Source organism: Clostridia bacterium (assembly GCA_036562685.1).
Taxonomy (GTDB): Bacteria; Bacillota; Clostridia; order Christensenellales; family DUVY01; genus DUVY01.
On record DATCJR010000196.1, the window covers coordinates 1 to 1,919 of the forward strand.

Annotated in this window: 2 protein-coding genes; one reads left to right on the forward strand and one right to left on the reverse strand. The window is 29.8% G+C overall.

The features are described 5' to 3' along the window. Positions 1-609 (reverse strand): hypothetical protein (locus VIL26_08565; GenBank protein HEY8390978.1); only part of this gene is annotated, 609 nt, incomplete at its 3' end. A 93-nt stretch (positions 610-702) separates the two neighbouring features. Between VIL26_08565 and VIL26_08570 the strand changes: the two genes are divergently transcribed. Then, on the forward strand, positions 703-1,803 hold the full coding sequence (locus VIL26_08570) for a polysaccharide deacetylase family protein (GenBank protein HEY8390979.1): 1,101 nt from the start codon (positions 703-705) through the stop codon (positions 1,801-1,803). Positions 1,804-1,919: the final 116 nt, after the last annotated feature.

The following is a 1,919-nucleotide window of genomic DNA, read 5'->3' on the forward strand; positions in this document are numbered from 1 at the left end:
GCAAATAAAGCTCGAAAAGTCCGCAATGTCACATAATGTCGGAAGCAAATCATTGCATTTTTTCAATTCGACATCAAAAACTAGAAAATTAATTCGTCTTTCAAAAGCAAATAGTTTTATATCCTTGAATACAAAATCAAATTTTTTTTCATATTCTTCAAAACTATATTCCAAGTTAACTATATCATTTTTGATATAGTTATAAACGCATGCAATTTCTGCCGCACCTTCGTGTCCGCCTTTTTTGTAAAAAAGCGCATTGATAGCCTTGATAAATTTTTCGCTTGAAAAATCTATTGTTTCAAAGTTGCTGTTATTAAGCTGATTATAATTGGTCTTATTAGTAAAAAATGGAACTATTAGTTTTAGGTATTGATTTTCTACGATTCCGTCATTGATTATTTCTTCAACAACTTCTATTGATTTGTTATCAAAGCTGTCGTTTTTTTTGAGCTTTTCAAAAACAGCGTGAATTACATCGCTGTCAGAATTAAAGTATTTTGCAATCTCATCTATAACTTTTTGAATATCTTTTGGCTCTTGTTTTGTCTTTTTTAAGGCTTTATCCAATACAAATTTTTTATACTGCTGATTTATATCTGTTCCCATAAATTCCCCTAGAAATCGATAATATAAAAATATTATAACATTGATGTTGTATGATAACTTATATTTTTATTAAAAAATATCAATAATAAAAATATGAAAAAATTGCTATTAATCTTATTTTTTCTTGCATATTTTTCAGTCTTACTTAATGCTAATTTTTTTTATATAAATGCAAAAGAATATAGCGACCCATTAAAACCGCCTTTTGAAATAAACCAGCAAGAAGTTATTGAAAAAACACCATTAGAAGTATATAGCGGTCAAATATATCATATCTTTTTTCATAGTCTTATACTAGATCCAAATATGGCGTTCAAAAGCTCTATGCGCGAAGGCTATAACAACTGGATGACTACACGTTCAGAATTTAAAAAAATTTTAGATAAACTTTATCAAAACAACTTTATTCTTATAGATATTAATTCTTTGATTGATGCTAATGGTTCAAAAAAAGAATTGCTTTTACCAAAAGATAAAAAGCCGTTAATTATTTCGATAGACGATGTCAATTATTATGATTATATGAAAGGCTGTGGTTTTGCTGATAGACTTATCACGCTAAAAAACGGATCAATTGCTTGCGTTAAAAAGACAAAATCTGGTGAAATAATAGACACTGAAGGCGATGTTATGCCTATTGTGGATAAATTTGTTGAGTCGCATCCAGATTTTTCGTTTAAGGGCGCAAAAGGTATAGTCGCTGTAACAGGCTTTCAAGGCGTGTTTGGTTATAGATTATTTGATGCTAAAGGCAACATAATAGAAAAAGATATGGTAAAAGCCAAGCAAGTTGCCAATGCTTTAAAACTAAACGGCTGGCAAATCGCTTGCCATAGTTATAGCCATTCTAATAAGTTCAAAAACGGCTCAATCAGTGTTCAAAATTTTACTAATGACCTAAAAAAATGGAAGACTTATATAGAACCAATTACAGGTAAAACTAATATTTACATACCGCCTTTTGGGACACACTTTTTGCCCTCCGACAGACGAATGAAAGTACTAAAAGAAAACGGTTTTAATATCTTCTGCCCTGTAAGCAAAAATATGTTGATAAGTTATCAAAATAATATGTTGATAAGCGAACGCCTTAAGTTTGACGGATTCACAATGATAAAATATCCGCAAAGAATTAAAAAGCACTTTTTTAACCCAGTTTCGATTATCGACCCTCAACGGCCAAAAATGAAATAAATTAAAAATCCTAAAAACCGCCCAAGATAAACTTATAGGCAGTTAAAATATAGAAAGGCAAAAAACATCATAAAAAAATCTTATTTGGGAGTTTATAGACTTTAGATCCTTTATCT

Coding starts and splice junctions, on each gene's coding strand:
- VIL26_08570 (HEY8390979.1), top strand. CDS start 703: ATGAAAAAATTGCTATTAATCTTATTTTTTCTTGCATATTTTTCAGTC.